Origin of the sequence: Paenibacillus sp. PAMC21692 (assembly GCF_014303795.1) — a bacterium.
GTDB classification, from domain to species: domain Bacteria; phylum Bacillota; class Bacilli; order Paenibacillales; family Paenibacillaceae; genus Pristimantibacillus; species Pristimantibacillus agaridevorans.
The window spans coordinates 3,609,490-3,631,366 of record NZ_CP060293.1; the positions used below are offsets into that span (position 1 = coordinate 3,609,490).

Genomic DNA, 21,877 nt, shown 5'->3' on the forward strand with positions numbered 1-21,877 from the left:
AAAAAAAGCGCAAGCTTGAGGGCCATTCGGCCCCTGAGCCTGCGCTTTCTTTGTTTCTATCAAATGCGAGAATGATGAATATGCGATTTAGTGCGCGGCGACTTCCGTAACCGCCTTGTAAATGATGTCGAACAGCTCTTCTAGATGTTCTTCCTCGATGCAGGAGAAGGCGACGCGAAGGTCGGTCTCCCCAAGCGCGATGGCGCCGATGCCGTATTCGTTAAGCAGATGCGAGCGAACGGCTTCGGCCGTGACGCCGGCAAGCTTAAGGCACATAAAGTAGCCGGAGTTGAACGGATAGTACTGGAGCGTATCGCCATAGCGGCCGCTGTCGAGCAACGACTTGACGCGGTTGGCGCGGCGTTTCATAATTTCGAACTTCTCGGCTTTCTGCGTCTCGTATTCAGGCGATTGCAGCGCGCGGAGCACGAACGTCTGGGAAGGATGCGGGCCGCTGGAAATAGTAGCGCGAATGATTCCTAGTGTCTTCTGCTCCAGGGCGGCAAGCGCGGCTGCGGATTCCGAAGCGAACGTAATGAAACCGACGCGGAATCCCCATACAAATTCTTCTTTCGTTGCGCCGTCGACCTTGACGGCCAGCACGCGTTCATGCAGTCCGGCGAGCTTAGGGAACAGCGACTCTTGAAGCGAATCCTCGAAGAACAGGCCGAAATACGCATCGTCTGTAACGGCAACTACGTTGATGCCTGCTTCCGCCGCATCAAGGATTGCGGCCACGATCGCATCGCCTTCTTTTGGCCCGGGCGTATAACCAGTTGGGTTATTAGGGAAGTTAAGCAGCACGATGGCTTTGCCTTTATCCTTCTGCGCGAGCAGCGCCTCCCGGAGTCCTTCGCTGTTAAATTGCATATCCTCATTGTACAAAGGGTATTCCACGATTGCCGCTCCGCGGCGGACGCCGAAAGTCAGCTCGTAATTTTCCCAATTTTTATTCGGGATGATGACGGCGTCGTCGGGATCTGCAAATAAATCGGCTATGATGCTGAGGCCGTGCGTGAGCGCGTTCGTCACGACGGGATTGCCGAAGCTCTTCGATTCCAGCGACGGATTGTCCTTAATCATTTTGGCGCGCCAGGCGGTTCGCAGCTCCGGCTTGCCGGCAGGAGGCGCATATTCATATATATCTTTCGGATTGTAGGCGCTAAGCGTGTCTTGAATGAGCTTGAGATGCATGGGCTGTCCGCCCTCGGTTGCAATGCCGATCGTGGCGTTGAACTTGGTTGCCTTCGACTTGGCTTCGGCGGATTGGCTCAGAATACCTTCTTTGGGAAAGTAGATGTTTTTGCCTAGATTGGACAACATCGCATAAACGTTCGGAATTTCTCTCTGCAAGGTCTCATTTAACTGCTGGGCCAGTGGGTTCATGGCTTGAATTCCATCCTTCCGAAAAAATATTTGTGTACTGTTACATTCTAATGTTCGTGATATTATACCATCTTTACGATTGCTAAACCATGAGATACTGCTTTTTTTTCGTTGCTTGCCGGCGAACTTGTTTTATAATGAAAATAATTGCTGTCCGCTTTAGGGAAGGAGAATCATTATGCTTGAAATTTCGCCGGATTCGATCAAGCTGCTGCCGGCCTTTGCAAAAATCGTATGCGAACCTGGCTGGCGCTGGGCGAGGCGCGAGAAGCCGATGGCCAACTTCGATCTGTTTTATGTGTGGAGCGGCGAAGGCGAAGTGGAGGTAAACGGAGTCCATTATCAGGTTGGCAAGGGAAGCTGCTTCCTGTTCCGTCCCGGCGACTATACGAGCGCCACGCATCATCCGCAGCGGCCGTTGGTGCTTACCTATATCCACTTTGCGGTGGAGGACGAAATCCGTCATACTCCCAAACGGTATCGCATGCTGTATGATACGGTCGACTTCGAATATATGTTATCCCGTTATGTCCGCCTCTTTCTCGTTAGCACGTACGCCGCCGAGACGGAAGCGCGGCTGGTGCTGAAGTCGCTGCTAATCCAGCTGCTCCGCGCGGATACTCAGGTGCCAGTGGAGAAGAAGGCGAGCAATCAGCTGACGGAGGCCATTCACGAGATTGCCAACTACATCCGGCAAAATCCCGGCATCGCGCACCGCGTGGAGGATCTGTCGACAAGAGCCCAGCTGTCGCCGAGATACTTCTCCATGAAGTTCAAGGAGATGATCGGCATGTCGGTGCAGTCCTACATGATCCGTATGCGCATCGAGCGGGCAAAGCATCTGCTTATGCACGCCGGGATGAACGTAACCGAGGTAGCGGACGCGTTGGGTTATCGGGATATTTTTTTCTTCAGCCGGCAATTCAAACAATATACGGGCAAAAGTCCTTCGGAGATTCGATAAGTGTTTTGGATGTCTCCTGTTTAAGGCGGGGCTTCTCTTGTTTACTTCTAAATAAGAGGAGTGAGGCCAATGAAACAGGATTCAAAGCTGTTTAAATTTTTCGAAGACTTGTACTGCCGATTCCGTGATGATGATGTGCCTGCGATAGGTGCGCAGCTTACTTATTATTTTATTTTGTCTTTTTTTCCGTTTCTTATTTTTGTGGTGAGCCTGATGAGTTTTGTCCAGTTGTCCGGAGACAGTGTCGTCGCTGAGCTGATTCGCCTGCTGCCGGAGCAGACGGGCGAAGCGGTCGAAAGCATCCTGCAGGAGGTAACGGACAATAGCAGGGGGACTCTTCTATCGATCGGCATGATCGCGACGCTCTGGTCGGCCTCCAATGGCGTGAATGCGCTCATAAAGGGTGTTAATAAAGCCTATGATGTCGAAGAAAGCCGGCCTTTCTGGAAGTTGAGAGCGATTTCGCTTGCGGCGACGCTTGTGCTGGCCCTTGTCATAATGCTGGCGATTGTATTGCTTATTTTCGGTGAAGTAATCGGTGAATTTCTGTTTGATTGGTTTGCTTCCCCGATCGGCTTCGGACTCATCTGGGGCATATTGAAATACGTCGTTCCCATCTCGTTCATGGTTGTTATATTCTCGCTGATCTACTGGGTTGTGCCCAATCGCGAAATTCGGTTCAAAGCTGCCGTTCCGGGGGCTCTATTCGCGACCTTTGGCTGGATTGCAACCTCGTTGCTGTTCCAATTCTACATTAACAATTTCGGCAACTATTCCAAAACGTACGGAAGCATCGGCGGCATTATCGTCCTGCTCGTCTGGCTGTACATCAGCTCCAACATTATCATTCTGGGCGGGGAGGTCAACGCTACGCTTGCCGGCGGGCGAACGCGGCCCTCTGCCGATATCGCGCTGCCCAATGGCAGCCGCAAGCAAGAACAACGCTCTACTGAACTGAAGTCGGGATACTAGAAGGCTGTATTGTCTTGGAGCAGCAAAAAAGCGATAGCATGGCAAGGGGATCGTCCTTGACTGCTCTCGCTTTTATTTTTTACCACTTAAGAATTTATAAGTTTCCACGTTTGCCTTGGATCTGAAATTCTTATTGGCGATAAAACCCACCTCTGAACGCGGTCGCACATCTTCGAAAGGCCTCGATTGAGGCTTTCTCATATTCACAAGTGTTTACTTTTTGGCCAGATCCCCTAATCGCTGCCCCATCCTTACCTTGGCGCCTACGCCAATCGCTCCGTCAGGGGAATAGGTGCCGTCCTCCATCAGGAGTACAACGGTGGAGCCGAACTCGAAGTAAGCAAGCTCGTCGCCTTTGTCCAGACGATTACGCTGAGGTTCGACGTATCGAATGCTGCTTACGTTCATGGCGCCTACCTTTACGACGGCAACCTCTCCGCCACCGTGCTTGATATATGTAACCAGCCGTTCGTTGCGGCTAAGCACTCGCGTCATGACCGTTAGTCCGAAATCGTTGACGGGATAAACCTTGCCCTTCAGGTGCTCGCGCTCCAAGACGTCCCCTTCGATCGGGGAATGAATGCGATGGTAATCGGTAGGGCTCAAATATAGGACGTAATAATATCCGTTCATATAACTAGCCGCGCGAGGGGTGCGGCCCAGCAATTCTTCGATGGTGTAATCTTGTCCCTTGACGCTTAGCATGGTTCCTTGATTAATGGAGCCTGCTCCGGTAATTAAAGCATCAACCGGACTGACGAGACTACGATCGCCATGATGTATGGCGCGGGAGCCTGGCTTCAGCCGGCGGGTGAAAAACTCGTTGAGCGTCCGGTACTGCCCGAGCTCCTTCTCGGCTTCGTGCACGGCTATGCCGTACAGCTTGGCGAAGCGGGGGATAAAGACTCGGCTGGCGGACGATTGCGCGAACGTGCCCGTAATGCGGGAAATCCACTTGCGCGAATAGAGCTCGGTCATGGCCTTAAAGAGCCATTTGGTCATAGCAGTCACGTCACGTCCTTTCCTTCTATGGCGGCAAGGCTTCGGGCCTTCCGTCCACCAAACAGTGTGACATAAACAGGCTATTTTATCAATAGCGGGAGACCTTCAGCGCAACTTCGGAAGCGACGGGTTTAACTTCGGAACGCCATAAGCGTTCTTGCGGTTTGATCGGAGTATCCGGTATGATAGGCTGATAAATAGACAAAGGAGTGTGGAGAGCTTGACAGAAAATAATTCCGGCAACCCCGTTGCCGTAATCTTCGATATGGATGGAACGCTGTTCGAAACGGATACGCTGCTCGTTTCCGTCCATCGCCGCGTGTTCCAAACGCTTCGGGAGGAAGGACTGTACGAGGGAGAAGCGCCGCCGGTGGAAGAATTGCTCGCCTGCCTCGGCATGCTGCTTGAGGATATATGGCGTAGGCTGATGCCGGATTCAAGCGAGGAGGCGCGCGCCAGGGCCGACGTGCTTCTGCTTCAGTACGAGCTTGAGGGGCTTGCGGCGGGTGAAGGCCGGCTGTACGCCGGTGTCAAAGAGACACTGGAGGCGCTCAAAGCAGGCGGCAGCAGGCTGTTCGTCGCCAGCAACGGGTTGGAAGCATACGTGAAGGAAATTGCCAAGCACAAAGGAATCGCGCATTTGTTCGACGGCTTGTACAGCGCGGGCGAATACGGCACGGCAAGCAAAGTGGATTTGGTAGCGAAACTGCTTCGGGATCATGGGCTTGCTTCCTCGAGGGATATCTGGATGGTAGGGGATCGTTCTTCCGACGTAGAAGCGGGAAGCAAGAACGGCTTAACCACCGTTGGATGCGCCTATGCGATCTACGGCAAAGCCGCCGAGCTATCGGACGCCGACAAACGCATCGGCAGCTTCCCGGAACTGCTTGCCATCAAACCGCAATAATAGCCGGACCATGGAACAGCCCGCCACCCCCGATTATCGGGATTGACGGGCTTCGTACTCTAGGTCGTGTCTGAAAACCCGCTCAGGGGCATCTTTCACCGCCTTTCCGCCCCCTGCTTCGTCACTTTTGCTTGACGTACCCCCGGTACGCCTTTACAAAAGTTCCTTGCATGGAACGAAAATTCGGCAAAATCTGCTCCCCTCGGAGTATTCAGACCCGCCCTAAAGGCGACGGCGTTTTTTCTCGGATTTGACCGGCTTTTCCGGAAGCGGCGGCAATTCGTCTACATGCGGCGGATCCGGGGTGACGGGAGAGGAATCCGCCGCATCGCCGGCTTCGCGAGCCGCAGCGGCGGAGGCCGTCTTGCGTTTCTTTTGCTTCGACCGCCAGAGGGCGTATTCCAGCGGCTTGACGATGGCTTGCCGATAGACTTCGGTCTCGCCTGCACGGAAAAATACCTCCCGAGCTGGCTTCGGGTTCACCTCGATCAGCCAGATACGCCCGCTCTTGTCGATGGCCAGATCGATCGCCAGCTCGCACAAGGCACCGCAGACCAGTTCCAGATATGCGGCGATTCCGACGCCGAATTCCGCGACCTCCCGCTTTACATCCTCTCGCTTGGCAGCGTCCGTGATCCATTGCTCCAGCAGTCCATCCATCTTCACCGCGCGTCCTCCGCCATGGAGATTGGCCGTAATGCTGCCCGGCGCGCCTATGCGACCTGCGCAGCCGGTCACGGTCCACTTGCCTTCGCCGTTCTTCTGGACGAGCAGCCGGTAATCATGCACGCAGCCGTTGGCCAGTTTAAGCTGGAGGCCTTGCTGCGCGATGTACCGAACTTCCTTCAGATTCCACTTGGAGAGATAGCTCCCCAGCTTGTCGCTGCTCATACGCTGGGGAGAAACGATTCTACGATTTTTATCGCGGCCTTGCACGGTCAGCGAACCGTCCTTTAACCGTTCGACCCTGAGAATGCCTCGTCCGCCGGTTCCGTTAATCGGCTTTAAGTAGAGCAGCGGATGCGACCGCAGCATTTCCCGGACGTCGTTCACGGAGTTGATATAACGGGTCTTGGGCAAGTAGGAGCCGAAGCGGCTGTCCTTCGACAGCAGATTATGAATTTGCCACTTGTTGCGGAGCGGCTTGTTCAAGTAGGTCAGGCCGTCGTAGCGCGAACGGAATTTCAACAGCTGGTCGTACCGATGCGATTGCTGAATGCGGCAGCGATCGAAGACGAGAGTCGGGAAGCCGGTCCAGCGCCTCGTCCACCGTCCCGTTCCGGGGTGATAAAATAAACCTCGAATTCGGTCGCCGGAGAGGCTCACGTCCTGAGGCGTGAAGACAAATACCTGCAAGCCAAGCTTCCGTCCCTCCGTCGTCATCCGTTCGTAATAGCGCCGTTCTTCGAGCGAGCCCGCATCATTGAGGTAGAGTGTCAATATGCCCAGTACGGGCTGCGTCATGCAGCATTCCCCTTTCGAACCTGAGCGTCGATTTGCCTGTCGGTCCCTTGTGAATGGACACGGCTTTCATGCCGATCCGGAAGCATAGCGCCATGCTAGGCACATTATCGGCGGCTACATGACAGACCAGCCTGCCCAGTCTGCCGATCATCGCTTTCATCAGCACGGTTCCCGCGCCAAGCCTTCTCGCCCTTGGATGGACAACGAGCAGGCAGCCGGCATCGCCCCCGCCCGCCGCGAAGCCGAGGCCGGTTAACCGTCCTTCATGCTTCGTTATGGCAATGACAGCCTGGCCGTGACCGCTGCCGTCCGTCTCCAGCCATTGTGGCTCCACATCTCTTAGCGCGCGAAGGGAAGCGGCCGTAATCCGTCTCTCTCCATGGCGTAGAACGAAGCCAAGCAGCTTCCTCCTTTCCGCACGCCAGATTTCCGGTGTCAGAAGCTGCAGTTCCATGCTAAGCGCCTCCCGCTTTGTTCGATTTTTTGCGAGCCAGATAAGCGCTGTATTGGAAGATGCGCTCCAGCGACTTCTGGCGGATATGCGGCTCGTCGAATTTCATCGGCTTGGAATTCGCCTCGAAAAACCAGAGGTGGCCGTCGCCGTCCACTCCCAGATCCATGGACATCTCCCCGAGCCGCAGACCCGAAGCCCGCTCGATCTGACGGGCGATCAGTACAGTCGTGCGCTTTACCTTCTGTAAAAGCATATGAGCCCGCTCTGCATCGAATGAATAGGTCAGCAGCTTCTCCGGATCCTCGATTTGCCCCCCGCGGGGGACATGGGTCGTAATGCTGGAGGCGCCTGCAAGCCGTGCGCCGATTCCTGTCATCTCCCATACGCCAAGCCGGTTTTTCTGCACGAGCGCGCGCAGATCGAAGCGGCGGTCCTTAAAGGAAGCGAGCGCAATGCCTTGCTGGGCGATGTAGGCCTCGCCGCCGCTTTGTTTCTGGATGCGGGTCCACAGCTTTCCTAACGTGGAGCAGTTATAGGTGGTGCTCCGTTTGTTTTCCTGTATCTTGAGCCGGTACGGCAACGGTTTCTCATGATGGACCCGGACGGTCATAATGCCTTTGCCGGCCTTGCCGCTCTCGGGTTTCAGATAGAGATAGCCGTGCTTGCGCAGCAGTCTGCCCAGTCCGCCGACTTGAACGAGGCGTCTGGTCGTCGGGATGTAGGGTCTTGTTCGGCTGGACTTGCGAAGCCATTCGAACAATTGCCATTTGTTAAAGAAGGAAGGGTTGAACAGCGTCACCCGCGAATGTCGGCGGCAGTCCAGAATCTTCTGCCGGACGGCAGGCTGCATCTCGTCCTCCCGCTGCGGAATCCGGTTGTAGATAATGTCGGGAAACGGGAGCAGCGCCTTCTGCCACTGCCCGATCTCCTTGTGAAATACGAATCCTCTCAGCTTGTTGCGATGGAGCAGAAGCTCCTTGACCGTTAATACATACACAACGAATCCCATCGCTTGACCGGTGCGAATGAGATCGGCAAAGTTGCTCCGATTGCCCCGAAAGCCGCCGCCCGGCTCGTCGACGGTCAGGATCGCGAGCACCGGCACGGGCCTGCCCAGTACGGCGGCCTTGTGCTCCTTCTCCTCTTGCGGCAGCATATTCATTGGCCTGTTCCCCCCTGGAAGCGGCTCAAGTATAGACAGTGATCGACGATGTAGGAAACAGAGGCTTTCCCTTCGGAGCGCAGCGCGGGCAGCTTAAAGATGGAGCGTCCCGGCTTTGCGTTTGCCTCGAACATCCATACCTCGCCCGACTTGTCGATGCCGATATCGAGTCCCAGCTCTCCCAACCGATGCGGATAGTTGCGCTCGATCGCTTCGGACAGCTTGACGGCGACCCGTCTGGCCTTGTCGAGAATAATGTCGGCATTGTCGCCAAACGTCCGTCCCAGCGCCTGGCTCGGCGTCATGAGCGAGCCTCCGTTCTTCACGTGGGTCGTGACGCTGCCCCGGCCCGCCTTCTTGGCGCCTATGCCTGCCGCGATCCAGCGGTTGCTCCCGTTTTTGTGCATGTGGAAGCGGAAGTCGATCGGGCATCGGTCCAGCTCGATGAGCCGAATGCCCTGCTGGGCGACATAGCTGCTCATTCGGCTGCCGAGCCGCGCCTGCAGCATCCGCATCATGGTCTGGAAGCTGCTGTAGCGGACAAGCACATTCTCGCTGCCGCGGCGGTAACGGACGAAGTAGCCTCTGCGCGGATGGTACGTCAATCGGTAGATGCCGATGCCCAGACTGCCGCCGGTCGGTTTGTAATACAGAAATTTATGTTTGTCGAGCAGCTCCTTTATCTTGGCGGAAGAGGGATTAGGGACGGACTCCGGCAGATGGGCAAGCGCCTCGGGATCGTTGTCGAGCAGCTTGTAGACATCGGCTTTATTAAGGAAGCTCCAGTTAAAGATCGGAATCTGGCGCTTTACGAACCGCTCCCGGACAGCGCTGATATAAGCGGAAGTCTCCGCCTTTCGGTTGGGCAGCCGGTTATAGATGACGTCGGGCAGCGGCACGATGCGGCGATACCAGCCCCCCTGGGGGTTCAGGAAGTAGCCGTTGACCGTCTCCTGCTGCCAATTGATGTCGCCGGGCGTAAAGCCGAACATGAATGCTTTGCGGTCGCCGGAGCGAATAACCTGTTTGATGAAGCCGGAGCGGGTGCCGAAGGGATACCCCTCCGAAGAGTGGATCATATCCGTCAGTATGCCGACAAGCGGCCCCAGCTGAATTTCGTTTTCGCCGTTTGCTTGCACGAAGACATTGCCGGGCTTCGGAATCCGGATCGATTGACGTACCCCCGCGGATAGATACAAGTGGTTGCCGGCTCGCTTCAGCGGCTTGATCGCGGCGGCGATCGTCTCGCCTCCCAGCCGGAGAAGAATCGACTTCTTGCCGGACAGCCTGAGCTGCCCCATGAGCGGTCTGGAGACGTAAACGATCTTATCGGATGCTTGAGAGAAGTGGACGTTGCAAGTTGTCAAACTCATGGATGAACCTCCTGAACTTTTCAAGACCATTGCCTCATGGCCGAGATTTCGATTGCGGGCGGGAAAGGCGGTCCTTGGCGGATTCGCCGGCTGTCGTCAAGGCAGGGGCGTTGCGGCTTGTCAAGTAACGCGCATACTGCAGCAGTCTGGTCACTGCAAGCCCGGCGGCTTGCTTGTCGCCGGCTTGCCGGAAGGCTTCTCTGCCCGGCTTGGCGTTCGTCTCCAGCAGCCAAAGCTTGCCGCTCGGCTCGAGGCCGAAGTCGAAGGCAAGCTCTCCGAAGCGGCCGAAGCTCTCCTCCAGCCGGAGCGCGACTTGCCCGCTCAAGGCATGGATTTTGCGAAGCAGATGCTCCGCTTTGGAAGGCGTGAAGTTGGCTCCCAGCGTATCGGCTGCAGTAACCGCGATGCCGCCTCCGTGCAGGTTGGAGGTCATGGAGTCGCGACGGCCCAGCCTGGCTGCGGAACCGGATACTTGCCATTCTCCGGAGGCATCCTTCTGCAGCAGAACGCGAATATCGTAAGGACGATCGTCGAACGTTCGGAGCGGGAGATAGGGCTGGAGCAGGAAAGGCGAGCTTCCCATAAAGGATTGGAGCCAGGCGCCGAGCTTCTGGAAGTCCTTGAAGCTTTCCTTGAACGGCATGTTGTTTCGTGTCCTGCCTCGCACGATCAGCGCATCCGGCTTTAGCGGCGGGACTTCGATATGAAGGAAACCTCTGCCTTGCATGCCTGCGGCTGGCTTCAGCACGACGCCGCGCGGAAGATCCGGCAGAAGACGTTCGAGCTGGGCGATCGATCGATAAGGTGCCGTTGCCGGCAAATAAGGAGCGATCGCGGAGTTATCGCGAAGACTTTCGTAAACGCGCAGCTTCGAGGGCAACGAACCGTTCAAGCGTTCATGGTGTTTCCGCTCGCTCATGGCGCCGAGTACGGCCGAGCAGCGTCTCCGGCTCTCCGCCGTTTTGGGGAAGCTGCGGTCATAGACGACATCAGGCAGCGGGACAAGCTCAAGCTTCCAGGCTCCGTTAGCATACCGGCAGCCGAAGAGCGATCCCGAGGCGGGATCGAAGCCTTCGGGAGAGAATACGTATACGTCGATGTCGAGCGTTTGCGAGGCGACGCTTAAGCTGCGGCTAAGCCGGGGCTCCGGAGGGAGCAAGGTGCCAGGCGAATCCGGCCGCGCCCCTTTGAGCGAGGCTGCCATAATGCCCAATACGATCTTGCTGTGCGGCATGGCTGCTGCCTCCTTTGTCTAGAATCCCGACAGATGCCGGGCATATTGAATCATCATTCGGACGGAAGGCCGAATCTTGCCTTCGTTCAGCGGGGTGTTGTCGTTCTTGGATGGCTTGGAATTGACCTCCAGCAGCCATACTTTGCCGCTGGTGTCCAGCGCCAGGTCGATACCCAGCTCTCCGAAGTGTGCGGGAATATGGGTGTCGATTCCTTGCGCGATATGCAGAGCCGCGAGTCGGAGCCGCTTGACGGATTCCAGCCGGCTGACGCTGGTGCTCAGGTTGCTTTTGGCCACGGCCGCGCTGACGGTGCTGAGCGAGCCGCCGCGCGCAAGATTGGAGACGAATTGCTGGTTCCCTGCCGTACGGGCGACGATGGAGGTAATGATCCACTTGCCGGCGCTGTTTTTTTGAACAAGCGCGCGGAAGTCGACGGGGCGCTTCTGAAACTCGATCAAATGCAAGCCTTGTTGAATCTGGTAGCGTGCTGTCTTCATCTTGGCGGAGATGGAGGCATACAGCTTAGGCAAGGTGGGATAGACCGCCCGCTTGGAGCCGGCGCTCATCGCATGGAGGGCTTGGTAGCTCTCGCCTTCCAGATGGGAGACGCGGATAATGCCCTTTCCCAGGCTGCCGCGGGCAGGCTTCAGGAAGACGTGGCTGTACCGCTCGCACATTTTTTTGAAGGTGGCGTAATTGCGCAGCAGATAGGATTCCGGCAAGTAGCGGTGAAGATCGGCGTCCTTCTGGAGCGCGTCGAACACCTCGGGTTTGTCGAGAAACTTTTCATTGAATACCGCGGTTCCGTACAGCCGTTTCGCCTCGCTTAGAAAATGCTGCACGTTGGCGGCGTTCTCCAGCTTCCTGGAGGTAAGCCTGTTGTTCACGATATCCGGCGCCGGCATGCGGGTCTGTCTCCAGCCCCCGGCATACGTCCAGCCCAAGACAGAGCTTGCCGAGCCGCCGGACAGCGAGCCCGGCGTGAAGAAGTAGACGTGGGCGCCTTGCGCCTTGCACGCTTCGACGAGCTCTCGGCAGAACATGGTTATCGTGCCGAACGGCTTATCCGGCGTACCGGGGAAGTCGCGGCTGATAAGCACGCCGATCAGTGGTCCGATGGAGATCGTGCCGGAGCGGTAGTTGAACCTGAGCTGCGTTCGTCCGGCAGTGGGGAGTCCCATTCGTTCGGCAAGCGCTGGACTGATACGTATTCCGTCCGTTTTCGCGGACGGGATGATTTTGAGCGATTGGCGGAACGCGCCGAATTTCAGCGGCACATGCTGCCCGACCGGTATTTTCCATAGCTTCACATAGGCATCGCCTAACATGACCGTATCCTCCGGCAGCGTGCCGGAGCTCGTCACCTGTATGGCAACTTTCGTTTTAATCATTTCGATTCTCCTTCCAAACCAGGAGCAATTGCGATTAGAGGCGTGGGCCTATGGGTGAATGCACGAACTAATTCATCATATGAACCGTGCGTCTTGTGTGTGATTGCCCCAGTCATAAGGAACGAGATGCCGGCATATACTGCTTACTGCAAGGAAACGCGGACAAGGTACGTGAATGACGGAAGCGCTGCGGTGTTGTTGGACGAGCCTATGGCTTGAAGTACTTTCATGTGAGGGGGAATGAGAAGGTGAAGAAAAAGGGCAAAGGGAAGCTGAAGCACTTCATGTATATTCTCATTGCGGCGGGTATGCTGTTCTATGCTTTCGCGGCAGTCGATTCTGCGGAATGGGGAGGGGCAGGCGGCGTATTCTGGTTCATGTGGCTGGCGTTCGCGATCGTCATTATCGCGGCTAACGCGAATATGCTGCTGCTGACGGAGGAGAAGCGGGAGGCGCTGTCCCACGTCAAGCGAGCCAAGGTGCTGCGCAGAGAGCAGGCCGCCATAAACTTCGTGAATCGCCAGGTCGAGAAGAAGGCGCGCAAAATACGCGGCCATTGACGCGGGTTACAAGCTATGGGAACGTCCCGATTTATACGTGATAGGACCTCGAATTCCACTGTAAAGTGGGGGATGAGGTCCTTTCGTTGTAATGGAAATGATGCAACTCCAAGACTTGTGAGAAATCGATTGAAAAATCCTAACAGACACCAGCGACGATATTTGGCCGATTTTAACCTCAAACAAATCTACCGGACAGGCAAGGCACTATTGGGGGGGAATGGAGCTATTTTCGCTATGGTGATGCCTATAAGGTCGTGTATGAGGCGGTCTATTAATTGTGCAAAGGTGAAATTGAGGCAAGTGTCCGGCAAGAAATGAATGGGAGCAACAATAACGGAAATGAAAGGCGTTATTTCAGCAAAAAGCGGCACATCGCAATTCTAATGGAACTGACAGCCCTTATGATGGGCAAAAGTCCGCGGTTTGCCTGGATTTCTCACGAATAACGTCGCTGAGTTCCGTTTAGATTTTAAAATCACGCCAAAAGATCCATATAAGGCCCCCCATTTCCGTTAACAGGTTGGCGATGATTGATTTGCAGCTTCATTTCCAGTTTTTGCACACAATGAATCGACGGCCTCGTTATGTCCTTTACACACAGCGAGAGACTTGAGGTTCAGGGTTTTTGAATCACCTTTAAGTGATTTTGTTCAAAAAATCCGACTTAACGCGGGGCTCGAAAAATTGCAAATTGGCTTTTGGGACAGTCCCGTCTTGTCAAGTTGGGACCGCTGAAGCTCCGCGATGAATGCCTAGATGCCGTGAATTCTAGATGAAACTGTTGGCTCGGCTGTCGGCTTAGGAAATTATGCGAATATGTACCAAATTTAATTGTCCGGCTTTCTAAAATAAATTAAATTGTACAATTACTCAAATGATATTCATGTGAAGACGGAATGGGCCTGATACAGACAAAAAATTTTATATATTTTAATAAAATTGTATGATTCAGTCTCTTTCTGACCGGGAAATGTGTATAATTGCACAATTGATTAGCGGAATCCTCGACTTGCGAAAGCGTGAACGTGCTTGCGGGGATGTGTGTTTATTTCGTTACGGACAGCTTGCATTGACTACCGACAAATTGCATTTCCTTCTTGGAATGGAAAGCGCCGCGCCGTCAAAGACGGAGCGGCGCTTTTTGAAATTATAAGAAAGTATAAGTTTTCTCCATACTTGACCTATAATTCTCGGAATAAAACACGCTGCGCCGCCAAAGGGCAGCGACAGCCGTTTCACCTTGATTGTCGTGGATCGCATGCCTTGGATGCAGCTGTTTTTTACGGATTTCACCTAAGTTCGTTCGTTTCCGGCAACGTGACATAGTCAATGACGCCGGTGCGGCGTTTGTTACTCCATCTCCCGGAACTGGACAAGCTGCTTGACGAAGCGATAGACGACTTCTTGCTCTTTGACACTCAGCCCTGTCATCTGACTGATGATTTTGTCTGAATAGCTTTCGGCTTCGCCGCCGTCGATGCGGTTTGAGTTTCCAACCTGCACGAGCTGCTCCAGCGGCGTCTGCAGCGCGGCAGCAATTTTGCCCAGTACATCGATGGTCGGATTTTTTTCGCCCCGTTCGACTTGTCCCATATAAGATGCGTTGATCTCGGCGCGCAAAGCCAGCTGCTCCTGGCTTAATCCCTTGGATTTGCGCACGAGCCGAATGTTTTCGCCAATCTGGCGCCCAATGTCGCTCATCCGTGTCACCTCAGCCTAACGATAGAGTTTTGGCAGGTTTTCGATCAACGTTCTATAGTATTCGATTTAAATACCGTCTATAGTCATTGACTTTTAAGTGGATGATTTATTATAATTATCATAAAAATACCAAAAGTGATAGACTGGTGGCGAAAATGGGTGAAGCCGGGTGAGTCAGCAATGATGGTAGAAGAGTTCGAGTTTTATCGCAAGGTGAGAGCAAATTATTGCAATGTGGCTTTCAAGGTTTTGTTCACTTACAGGTTGTCGCATCGGCATAACAAGACGGCCGTTGCCCATGGTTCATTCAGCTGCGGGGTTAACGCCCATACACAGACGTTGGAATATACTCTAAACTTGAAGACGGAGCCGATTCAGAGACCCTATAGCGAGAGCGGGACGTTCTTGTTCTCCAGCGTATACAAGGAAATTCCTTCTCAAGTGATAGAATACGAGAATTATCCCATTCATAAGCAGCGTTACCGCGTTCCCATTACCTACGATTGGCATGATTGCGTGCGGAGCGGAGCCAAGTCTGGCATTAATGCGATCTCGATCCAGGCCTTGCTGCGCAAGCGGACATTGCACGGGACCGACGATGAGCCTATCGACGCCATTCTCAAGGTGACAAAGCTGCAATTCGACTGGTAGTCGATATTTCCATTGCAATCTCCTATAATGGTAGCAGACGAGGAGTGATCGATGGATGGCTTCCACCCCAAGCAATGTGACGAGCACGAAGCACGAGCAGATTATGCAGCATATCCAAGGACTTAAGGTAGGCACCAAAATATCGGTGCGAGCCGTCGCCAAACATCTTGGTGTCAGCGAAGGCACCGTTTATAAGGCGTTCAAGGAGGCGGAGTCTTCCGGACTTGTCAGCACGAAGGAACGAATTGGTACCGTCCGCATCGATCGCAAGCGGCGCGAAGCGCTGGATCAGCTGACTTTCGGAGAAGTGGCGGAGATCGTCGAGGCCCGTTTATTCGGCGGAGGAGACGGACTGGACAAGTCGCTTCACAAGTTTGTGATCGGCGCAATGGAGCTGGAAGCGATGATGAGCTATATCGACAGCGGCAGCCTGCTGATCGTCGGCAATCGCGTCAGCGCGCATCGCTGCGCCTTGGAGCAGGGAGCCGGCGTACTGATTACCGGCGGATTCGTGCCAAGCGCGGAGATCGTTCGGTTAGCGGACGAGCAGGGGCTTCCCGTTTTGTCGTCGAGACATGACACGTTCACCGTCGCTTCCATGATTAACAGGGCGATGTTCGACCGGCTCATCAAGCGCAAAATCATGCTTCTCGAAGACATCGTGACGTTCAGCAAACCGGCCGATGTTATCAAATCCGGCAGCAATCTGTCGGATTTTCACCGTTTGTCGCGCGAGACAGGCAACTTCCGCTTCCCGGTTTTAGACGACAGAGGCAGAGTTATAGGCATGATTACGGCGATGGATGCGATGGGCTCAGCCGATGATGCGGCCGTTGACCGCGTGATGACTCGGCATCCCATTACGGCGGCGCCGAATATTACTGTGACGTCCGCCGCCCATACGATGGCGGCGGAGGGGATCGATCTATTGCCTATCGTCGATCGCAACCGCAAGCTTTTGGGCGTCGTGACGCGGCGCGAGGTGCTGGACGCGATGCGGTTCGCGGGCAAGCAGCCGGAATCCGGCGAGACCTTCGAGGATCTGATGTGGTCCGGCTTCATTCAATCGGAGTCGAATGGCACGGAGGAAGCCAGCATCAGCTATCGCGGCGCCATAACTCCGCAGATGTCAGGCACGCTCGGGATGGCCTCGGAAGGACTCGTCTCGACGCTTATGATGCAAGCCGCGAGGCAAATGATTCGGGAGACGGGCAAGAGGGACTTCCTGCTGGAAAGCATGACCTCCTACTATGTAAGGCCAGTACAGATCGACAGCGAGGTGACGATCAAGCCCAAGGCGATGGAGCTGTCGAGAAAGTTTTCCAAACTGGAGATCGAGGTGCTGGACGCGAAGGGGCTTGCGGCAAAAGCGATGCTTACCGCGCAGATGATCGATCCTTATTGAGTCAAAAAAAGAGCGGGGATTATCCCCGCTCCGTCGCCCGGTAGGCGCTTAGATTGCGCAGTCCGGCAAAGAGATTGAACAAGCCGACCACCAAAAAGATGGCGCCGATGACGACCTTAAGCGTCGATTCATCCGACATGAACAGCTGGATGAAGGAGATGAACATCATCATGACGCCCATGCTGATGTTCATTCGGGCGGCATTGATGCCGCGTTTCCTCCCGTCAGCGGAACGTCTGGACTTGTAGCTGAACACGACGGACAGCACTAACGAGATCAGTATTACAGGGAACAGCACCCATTGCAGCATTTCCAATTGTCCCATATGTTGTGACGACTCCTTTGTAGAGGTTGTTCAAAAAGTCCGCTTTTGATCACGAAGTATGCCAAGAAGCTTACTCGACATCGAATATTGAATTCAGGCGAAACTAAAGCATATGCTTTCGAAGTATGTTTCCTCCGGAAACATTGCAGGTGCTCACGTAGCTTTCACTACGCTCCGCTCCTCAGTTTCTACCTTCTTTCAATCTTCTCGGTGCTGAAAACCGAACTTTTTGAACACGCACTTGTATGCCTAATGACAACTTATCGTCGTCTATTGTACCATGTTCCGGCGAAGTTTGCCTTATCACGCTGGAGGTTTCGCCTTGACGCGGACCGTCATCCACACCTGCAGCACGTTGTCTGCCAGCAGCACTGTTTTGAGCTCGATTGCATAATCTTTGCCGCTCACGTCCTCGTATGTTTTGGATTCCAGCAGCTTCCGAACAAGATTGGCATCGGCGTCTATGTCATAGATGCTGCGCCCGAGAAGGATGGATAGATCCTCCTTGACCCGCTTCACCAACTCCGTCTCCGTCATCCGGTCCAGTCGGGCGGAACGCGTGGACTCTTCCAGTACGCGGATCTGAATGCTCTTGATCACCGTGTGCTGGTTCTTATATTGCTTGAGCTTCGCGATATCCGCTTCGTATTGCCCCAGCTTTGCCTCCAGTCCGTACACCGTGTTGTACATCGCCTCGAACTTCGCCACGAACAGGGAGTGCAGCACAACGCCCCCGACGATGCAACCTACAAGGAATACACCCAGCAATCGCAGCGCACCTGCGTATCGGTAGAAGGAAGGCACCCTCATGCGTTAAGACGCCCCTTTGCAAACCAGCTTTACCAGCTCCGTTGCCATATGCGCTCCGAGAAAGGCGAAAATAATAAACGCAATCTGTTGGGCCACCGGCGACAGTTGGCCGGCCGTAAAGTTGCTTTCGATGACTCTGACGGGATCGACCGAGCCGCCGATCGCGGCAACGATCGCCCATATTTTCAGCCGGAGCGCGGTATCCAGCATGACAGTGGCCGGCGGCAACGCCATAAAGACGGAGCCGACCCCCGCAAGCATGGAGCCTCCTAGCACGATGCCGAACGCAATAAAAAAATCGAGTCCCGCCTTGGACAAAAAATAGGACAAATGTTTCTCCTCCTCTGCATGCAACAACCTCTCCTATCATTCTATGGGCGTGTCCCGCACAATTATGATAAAATAGAAGGAATACGAATCCATGTTCGGATTGCGAGAGGAGAGATCGGGATGACGGCAACAAGAGAGGCATCATTCGTTCACTTGCATGCGCATAGCGAATTCAGCTTGTTGGACGGGGCGGCGCGCATTCGCGATCTCACCGCCAGGGCGGCGGAGCTCGGGATGAAGGCGCTCGCTCTGACTGACCATGGCGTCATGTATGGAGCGATTCCGTTTTATCGGGCTTGTCTGGCGCAGGGGATTAAGCCCATTATCGGCTGCGAGCTTTATTTGACGGCGGGCTCGCGCTTCGAGAAGGGGGCGCGCAAGGACAATCCAACCTATCATCTAATCGTTCTGGCGAAAAACGAGACCGGTTACCGGAATTTAATGAGACTTAGCTCGATCGCCCACCTGGAAGGATTTCATTATAAACCTCGGGTCGACATGGAAGCCCTCGCGGCCCACTCCGAGGGAGTGGTCTGTCTCAGCTCGTGCTTGAAGGGGGAGGTGTCCCAGCATCTGCTCCATGATCGCCGCGAAGAAGCGAAGGCGGCCGCGCTGCGCTATAGGGACATATTCGGCGATGACTTCTATCTGGAGCTGCAGGATCATGGCATGCTGGAGCAAAAGAAGGTGGCGGGCGAGATGATCGGATTGGCGCAGGAGCTCGGGATCCCGCTCGCCGCTACCAACGATGTGCATTATTTGCAGCCGGAAGATGCCGATGTGCAGGATGTGCTTATCTGCATCGGCACCGGCAAGACGGTGGAGGATAGCGATCGGCTGCGCATTGGCACAAATCAGCTATATATGAAGAGCGCCTCCGAGATGGAATCGCTGTTCCGCCATGTGCCGGAGGCGATCGCGAATACGGTGGAGATCGCGGATAAGTGCAATCTGGAGCTTACGCTTGGCCGTGCCGCGCTGCCGGTGTTCCGCCCCGTGCCGGAAGGCAGGGATTCCTCGTCGTATCTGGCGGAGCTGTGCCGGGACGGCTTGGAGAGCCGGTATGCGGCGCTTCCGGCCTGGACGGAAAATGAGGATTTCCGCAGGGAAGCCGAGGATCGTCTCGCTTACGAACTGTCCGTGATCGAAAAGATGGGGTTCAGCGATTATTTTCTCATCGTGTGGGACTTCATTCGGTTCTCGCACGAACGGGGGATCCGAACCGGACCTGGCAGAGGATCGTCGGCGGGAAGTCTTGTCGCTTACACGCTGCGGATTACGGATGTCGATCCGCTAAAGTACAAGCTGCTCTTCGAGAGATTCCTTAATCCGGAGCGGATTTCGATGCCGGATATCGATATCGACTTCAACGACGAGCGCCGGGACGAAGTGATCGCCTATGTCGCGGCCAAGTATGGCGAGGAGCATGTCGCGCAGATCATCACGTTCGGCACGATGGCGGCAAGAGCCGCCGTTCGCGACGTCGGCCGCGCGCTTAACGTGCCGTTTCAGGAGGTGGACCGAGCGGCGAAACTTATACCGGGCCAGCTGGGCATTACGCTTGCCGAAGCGATCCGGACCAGCGCCGAACTGCGAGAAGCCGCTGAGCGGCAACCGAAGACCGGATTGTTGCTGAACATGGCGATGAAGGTGGAAGGGATGCCGCGGCATGTTTCCACGCATGCCGCCGGCGTCGTCATCTCCCGCGAACCGCTGACGGATTACGTGCCGTTGCAGCAAGGCGGAGAGTCGATTCCGCTGACGCAATATTCCATGGAGCATCTGGAAGCGGTGGGACTGCTCAAAATGGACTTCCTGGGTCTGCGTACATTGTCCATTTTGGAGCGGTCGCTGGTCTGGATCAAGGAGCTGGAAGGCAAAGATATCGACTTCAGACTGATTAACGATGCCGACCCCGAGACATACGCCATGCTTGGGCGAGGCGACACGACAGGCATCTTTCAGCTGGAGTCTTCCGGCATGAGGCGAGTGCTGCGCGAGATGAAACCGACGGATTTCGAGGACATTATCTCGGTGCTGGCGCTGTATCGTCCGGGTCCGATGGAGTTCATCCCGCAATATATTGCGGGCAAACACGGCAAGGAGGCCGTAAATTACCCCCATCCTTCGCTTCAGCCGATTCTTGCCGATACTTACGGCATTATCGTGTATCAGGAGCAGATCATGCAGATTGCTTCCGCAATGGCAGGTTTCTCGCTGGGGGAAGCCGACTTGCTGCGTCGCGCGGTATCCAAGAAAAAGCGCGAGGTGCTGGACGAGGAGCGGAGCCACTTCGTCAAGGGAAGCCTGGGACAAGGTTATTCCGGGGAGGACGCTAACCGCGTCTATGATATGATCGTTCGCTTCGCGGACTATGGTTTTCCGCGCGCGCATGCGGCGGCTTACGGAGTGCTGGCGTTTCAGACGGCATGGCTGAAGGCGCATTATCCCGTGCCGTTTATGGCCTCGATGCTGGCGTCCGTCACGGGCAACATGCGCAAGACGGCGGAATACGTGGACGAGTGCAGGCGCATGGGCATTCCCGTGCTGCCGCCGGATGTAAACGAAAGCGGCGCTTCGTTCACGCCGGTGGCCGGCTCCGTCCGCTTCGGCCTGGCTTCTGTCAAAAACGTTGGCACGCAGGCGATTGAGGCGATTGCCAGAGAGCGGGAAAGCGGTCCTTACGACAGCCTGCTCGACCTATGCAAGCGGGTCGATTTGCGCGTCGTGAACAAGCGCGTGCTCGAATCGCTTATCCAGGCGGGCGCTTGCGACGCGTTCCCGGGGCATCGCGCCCAGTTGCTGGCGGCTCTCGACGAGACGGTAGAGACCGCGCAAAAGTGGCGCAAGGAGAGGGAAGAGCTGCAGATCGAGCTGTTCGGCTTCGAGGAAGTGCAGAACTGGGATGTGGAGCTGCCGGAAGTACGGCCGTTTACGACGTCGCAGCAGCTTGATTTTGAGCGGGAGCTGCTGGGATTGTATCTGTCGGGGCATCCGCTGGACCATGCCGCCGAGCAGTTGGAGGGAGTGGAACTGGACCGTCTCGTTGAGCTTTCGGACGTGCCTGACGGTTATGTCGCCTGCGTAGGCGTGATGGTGGCGGGGCTGAAGCCGTTTACGAACAAGAAGGGCAACGCGATGGGCTTTCTGGAGCTTGAGGACCGCATCATGCGCGTCGAAGCCGTCGTGTTCCCGAACGTGTGGAAGCGAAGCGGCGACAAGCTGGAGCGGGAAGGACTGTACATCGTGCAGGCTACCGTCCAGCAGCAGGACGAGGACTACAAGCTGCTCGTCGAGGAAGTCGTGCCGATCGGTCCAGAGCTGACGACAGAGTCGCTCGCGACTCAAGTGGGTCGTCTTCGCCAGCAGGCCCGCAACCGAGCTGCGCGGAGCTCCGGCTACGGAAACGGATCTGGCCGACCCGCGGTGCCCCAATCGTCAAGCAAAGATTCGTCACCTCTGCCCGCCAACGCTAAGCCGTTTAAGAAGCAGCGTATGTACATTAAGATCACGGTGGAGAAAGAACGAACGGATGTGCTGAATAAGCTTCAACGGTTGCTTGTCTCGCATCCCGGCCAGCTTGATACGGCGTTGTTTTACGAAGGCGAAGGCAAGGTTATCGCCTTAAACGACAATCACCGGGTCTCCCCGTCACAGGAGTTGAAGGCGTCGATCGAGAGGCTGCTGGGACCGGACACTGTCGTTATTAAGTAGAAGCAGCAAATGCCAGTTTCCGATACGTCCTGCGTCCATTACTTGCAATTCTCATGCACATTATGGCC

19 protein-coding genes are annotated in these 21,877 nt (G+C 55.3%); 7 read left to right on the top strand and 12 right to left on the bottom strand.

What is annotated here, in order from left to right:
* Positions 1 to 87: 87 nt before the first annotated feature.
* Complete coding sequence (locus H7F31_RS14225; RefSeq protein ID WP_187104714.1) at positions 88 to 1,386, bottom strand: aminotransferase class I/II-fold pyridoxal phosphate-dependent enzyme; 1,299 nt, start codon at positions 1,384 to 1,386, stop codon at positions 88 to 90.
* Between the two features lie 178 nt (positions 1,387 to 1,564).
* Between H7F31_RS14225 and H7F31_RS14230 the strand changes: the two genes are divergently transcribed.
* Complete coding sequence (locus H7F31_RS14230) at positions 1,565 to 2,350, top strand: helix-turn-helix domain-containing protein (protein ID WP_187104715.1); 786 nt, start codon at positions 1,565 to 1,567, stop codon at positions 2,348 to 2,350.
* Positions 2,351 to 2,419: 69 nt separating this feature from the next.
* Positions 2,420 to 3,322, top strand: a complete 903-nt coding sequence (locus H7F31_RS14235) for a YihY/virulence factor BrkB family protein (protein WP_187104716.1) — start codon at positions 2,420 to 2,422, stop codon at positions 3,320 to 3,322.
* A 213-nt stretch (positions 3,323 to 3,535) separates the two neighbouring features.
* Here the strand turns inward: H7F31_RS14235 and asd are convergent, their stop codons facing one another.
* Positions 3,536 to 4,324 (bottom strand): archaetidylserine decarboxylase, encoded by a 789-nt coding sequence (gene asd / locus H7F31_RS14240; protein WP_187105352.1) that lies wholly within the window; start codon positions 4,322 to 4,324, stop codon positions 3,536 to 3,538.
* Positions 4,325 to 4,544: 220 nt separating this feature from the next.
* Here asd and H7F31_RS14245 point away from each other — a divergent pair, with 220 nt between their 5' ends.
* Positions 4,545 to 5,231, top strand: a complete 687-nt coding sequence (locus tag H7F31_RS14245) for an HAD family hydrolase (protein ID WP_261800419.1) — start codon at positions 4,545 to 4,547, stop codon at positions 5,229 to 5,231.
* A 222-nt stretch (positions 5,232 to 5,453) separates the two neighbouring features.
* Here H7F31_RS14245 and H7F31_RS14250 read toward each other — a convergent pair whose 3' ends face one another.
* From H7F31_RS14250 to H7F31_RS14275, 6 genes are read right to left on the bottom strand one after another with little or no spacing between them, the layout of a single operon-like run.
* The gene (locus H7F31_RS14250) at positions 5,454 to 6,695 is read right to left on the bottom strand and encodes a YheC/YheD family endospore coat-associated protein (RefSeq protein ID WP_187104717.1); all 1,242 of its coding nucleotides are present in this window, start codon (positions 6,693 to 6,695) and stop codon (positions 5,454 to 5,456) included.
* Complete coding sequence (locus H7F31_RS14255) at positions 6,652 to 7,149, bottom strand: GNAT family N-acetyltransferase (protein WP_187104718.1); 498 nt, start codon at positions 7,147 to 7,149, stop codon at positions 6,652 to 6,654. Before H7F31_RS14255 ends, H7F31_RS14250 begins: the two co-directional genes overlap by 44 nt.
* Before the next feature lies 1 nt (position 7,150).
* Positions 7,151 to 8,311: a YheC/YheD family endospore coat-associated protein gene (locus tag H7F31_RS14260; protein ID WP_397374463.1), complete on the bottom strand. Its 1,161-nt coding sequence runs from the start codon at positions 8,309 to 8,311 to the stop codon at positions 7,151 to 7,153.
* Positions 8,308 to 9,684, bottom strand: a complete 1,377-nt coding sequence (locus H7F31_RS14265) for a YheC/YheD family endospore coat-associated protein (protein ID WP_187104719.1) — start codon at positions 9,682 to 9,684, stop codon at positions 8,308 to 8,310. Before H7F31_RS14265 ends, H7F31_RS14260 begins: the two co-directional genes overlap by 4 nt.
* A 34-nt stretch (positions 9,685 to 9,718) precedes the next feature.
* A complete protein-coding gene (locus H7F31_RS14270) occupies positions 9,719 to 10,918 on the bottom strand; it encodes a YheC/YheD family endospore coat-associated protein (RefSeq protein WP_187104720.1) in 1,200 nt (399 codons plus the stop codon).
* 18 nt (positions 10,919 to 10,936) lie between these two features.
* Positions 10,937 to 12,310: a YheC/YheD family endospore coat-associated protein gene (locus H7F31_RS14275; RefSeq protein WP_187104721.1), complete on the bottom strand. Its 1,374-nt coding sequence runs from the start codon at positions 12,308 to 12,310 to the stop codon at positions 10,937 to 10,939.
* Between the two features lie 248 nt (positions 12,311 to 12,558).
* Here H7F31_RS14275 and H7F31_RS14280 point away from each other — a divergent pair, with 248 nt between their 5' ends.
* Positions 12,559 to 12,870 (top strand): hypothetical protein, encoded by a 312-nt coding sequence (locus H7F31_RS14280; protein WP_146200444.1) that lies wholly within the window; start codon positions 12,559 to 12,561, stop codon positions 12,868 to 12,870.
* A 1,353-nt stretch (positions 12,871 to 14,223) separates the two neighbouring features.
* On the opposite strand, the gene H7F31_RS14285 is transcribed toward H7F31_RS14280, so the two are convergent.
* Entirely contained in the window at positions 14,224 to 14,574 is a 351-nt protein-coding gene (locus H7F31_RS14285) for a helix-turn-helix domain-containing protein (protein ID WP_087566630.1), read from the bottom strand.
* A 180-nt stretch (positions 14,575 to 14,754) separates the two neighbouring features.
* Here H7F31_RS14285 and H7F31_RS14290 point away from each other — a divergent pair, with 180 nt between their 5' ends.
* Together H7F31_RS14290 and H7F31_RS14295 are read left to right on the top strand one after the other, a co-directional pair.
* Entirely contained in the window at positions 14,755 to 15,225 is a 471-nt protein-coding gene (locus H7F31_RS14290) for a hypothetical protein (RefSeq protein ID WP_187104722.1), read from the top strand.
* A 55-nt stretch (positions 15,226 to 15,280) separates the two neighbouring features.
* A complete protein-coding gene (locus H7F31_RS14295; protein WP_187104723.1) occupies positions 15,281 to 16,630 on the top strand; it encodes a DRTGG domain-containing protein in 1,350 nt (449 codons plus the stop codon).
* A 19-nt stretch (positions 16,631 to 16,649) separates the two neighbouring features.
* Here the strand turns inward: H7F31_RS14295 and H7F31_RS14300 are convergent, their stop codons facing one another.
* The 3 genes from H7F31_RS14300 to H7F31_RS14310 all read right to left on the bottom strand — a co-directional run bounded on the left by H7F31_RS14300 (position 16,650) and on the right by H7F31_RS14310 (position 18,095).
* Entirely contained in the window at positions 16,650 to 16,955 is a 306-nt protein-coding gene (locus tag H7F31_RS14300) for a YtpI family protein (RefSeq protein WP_187104724.1), read from the bottom strand.
* Between the two features lie 303 nt (positions 16,956 to 17,258).
* On the bottom strand, positions 17,259 to 17,765 hold the full coding sequence (locus H7F31_RS14305; protein WP_187104725.1) for a sporulation membrane protein YtrI: 507 nt from the start codon (positions 17,763 to 17,765) through the stop codon (positions 17,259 to 17,261).
* 3 nt (positions 17,766 to 17,768) lie between these two features.
* Complete coding sequence (locus H7F31_RS14310) at positions 17,769 to 18,095, bottom strand: YtrH family sporulation protein (protein WP_087566625.1); 327 nt, start codon at positions 18,093 to 18,095, stop codon at positions 17,769 to 17,771.
* 120 nt (positions 18,096 to 18,215) lie between these two features.
* On the opposite strand from H7F31_RS14310, the gene H7F31_RS14315 reads away from it, so the two are divergent.
* On the top strand, positions 18,216 to 21,809 hold the full coding sequence (locus tag H7F31_RS14315; protein WP_187104726.1) for a DNA polymerase III subunit alpha: 3,594 nt from the start codon (positions 18,216 to 18,218) through the stop codon (positions 21,807 to 21,809).
* Positions 21,810 to 21,877: the final 68 nt, after the last annotated feature.

Excerpts from the sequence above, each read along its gene's own strand:
- H7F31_RS14230 (WP_187104715.1), top strand. The coding sequence starts at position 1,565 with ATGCTTGAAATTTCGCCGGATTCGATCAAGCTGCTGCCGGCCTTTGCA.
- H7F31_RS14315 (WP_187104726.1), top strand. The coding sequence starts at position 18,216 with ATGACGGCAACAAGAGAGGCATCATTCGTTCACTTGCATGCGCATAGC.
- H7F31_RS14295 (WP_187104723.1), top strand. The coding sequence starts at position 15,281 with ATGGCTTCCACCCCAAGCAATGTGACGAGCACGAAGCACGAGCAGATT.
- H7F31_RS14305 (WP_187104725.1), bottom strand. The coding sequence starts at position 17,765 with ATGAGGGTGCCTTCCTTCTACCGATACGCAGGTGCGCTGCGATTGCTG.
- H7F31_RS14265 (WP_187104719.1), bottom strand. The coding sequence starts at position 9,684 with ATGAGTTTGACAACTTGCAACGTCCACTTCTCTCAAGCATCCGATAAG.
- H7F31_RS14250 (WP_187104717.1), bottom strand. The coding sequence starts at position 6,695 with ATGACGCAGCCCGTACTGGGCATATTGACACTCTACCTCAATGATGCG.
- asd (WP_187105352.1), bottom strand. The coding sequence starts at position 4,324 with ATGACCAAATGGCTCTTTAAGGCCATGACCGAGCTCTATTCGCGCAAG.
- H7F31_RS14255 (WP_187104718.1), bottom strand. The coding sequence starts at position 7,149 with ATGGAACTGCAGCTTCTGACACCGGAAATCTGGCGTGCGGAAAGGAGG.
- H7F31_RS14260 (WP_397374463.1), bottom strand. The coding sequence starts at position 8,311 with ATGAATATGCTGCCGCAAGAGGAGAAGGAGCACAAGGCCGCCGTACTG.
- H7F31_RS14235 (WP_187104716.1), top strand. The coding sequence starts at position 2,420 with ATGAAACAGGATTCAAAGCTGTTTAAATTTTTCGAAGACTTGTACTGC.
- H7F31_RS14275 (WP_187104721.1), bottom strand. The coding sequence starts at position 12,310 with ATGATTAAAACGAAAGTTGCCATACAGGTGACGAGCTCCGGCACGCTG.
- H7F31_RS14270 (WP_187104720.1), bottom strand. The coding sequence starts at position 10,918 with ATGCCGCACAGCAAGATCGTATTGGGCATTATGGCAGCCTCGCTCAAA.
- H7F31_RS14285 (WP_087566630.1), bottom strand. The coding sequence starts at position 14,574 with ATGAGCGACATTGGGCGCCAGATTGGCGAAAACATTCGGCTCGTGCGC.
- H7F31_RS14225 (WP_187104714.1), bottom strand. The coding sequence starts at position 1,386 with ATGAACCCACTGGCCCAGCAGTTAAATGAGACCTTGCAGAGAGAAATT.
- H7F31_RS14300 (WP_187104724.1), bottom strand. The coding sequence starts at position 16,955 with ATGGGACAATTGGAAATGCTGCAATGGGTGCTGTTCCCTGTAATACTG.
- H7F31_RS14290 (WP_187104722.1), top strand. The coding sequence starts at position 14,755 with ATGATGGTAGAAGAGTTCGAGTTTTATCGCAAGGTGAGAGCAAATTAT.